Here is a 965-nt window from a genome sequence, read left to right as displayed (position 1 = left end):
AGCACCTCCTCACGCGGCGACCTCGCCACCCGACCACCAGAGCCCTCCCACTCCGGCACCGGCAAAGCACCCCGATCCAACTTCCCATTCACCGTCACCGGCAACGCCCCAAGCACCACCACCACCGACGGCACCATGTAATCCGGCAAACGCTCACCTTCACCTGAGCATCAACACGCCCAACAAACTCCAATTCACCATCAGCGTTCCACCGCACCAAATCCCCCGTGCGATACATCCGCCCACCGGCCGCACCAAACGGATCCGCAACAAACCGCCCGGCCGTCACACCCGAACCACCCAAATACCCCCGAGCCAACTGCACACCACCCACATACAACTCACCCACCACACCCACCGGAACACGACACAAAAACCCATCCAACACATACACACCCACGTTATCCACCGGCCGCCCCACCGGCACCACCACCGGCCAATCCCCACTCCCCACACCCAACTCAAACGACGTCACCACATGCGTCTCAGCCGGCCCATAATGATTCACCAACCGACGCCCCACACCCCCCGCAAAAACCCGCCGCACCCCCACCGAAGGCACCAACGCCTCACCCGCCTGCGCCACCTCCAACAACGACGGCAACACCACCCCACCCTCAACCGCAGCCCCACACACCCCATCCACCACAACATTCGGCGCAAACAACTCCCCCACACCCACCTCACCCAACCACCGCGCAAAACCCACCACATCCCGCCGCACCTCATCCGACGGAACCACCAAACACTTGCCACCCACCAACGCAGACAACACCTCCTGCACCAAAACATCAAAACCAAGACCCGTAAACTGCGCCACCCGCACACCCACACCACCCGGCCGCACCCGCCGCTGCCACCCCAACAAATTCGCCAACGCCACCCGCGGCATCACCACACCCTTAGGCACCCCCGTCGACCCCGATGTAAACACCACATACACCGGCAACAAACCCAACACATCA

General features: G+C 62.6%; 1 pseudogene. It reads right to left on the bottom strand.

The features are described 5' to 3' along the window. Window positions 1-965, bottom strand: a pseudogene (locus IH09_RS38650) (AMP-binding protein); the annotation flags it as partial.

The sequence above is a fragment of the Streptomyces celluloflavus genome (assembly GCA_000720995.1).
In the GTDB taxonomy this organism is placed as follows: Bacteria; Actinomycetota; Actinomycetes; order Streptomycetales; family Streptomycetaceae; genus Streptomyces; species Streptomyces celluloflavus.
Note: the sequence above shows the minus strand (reverse complement) of the source record. Positions and strands in the feature narration are given on the sequence as shown.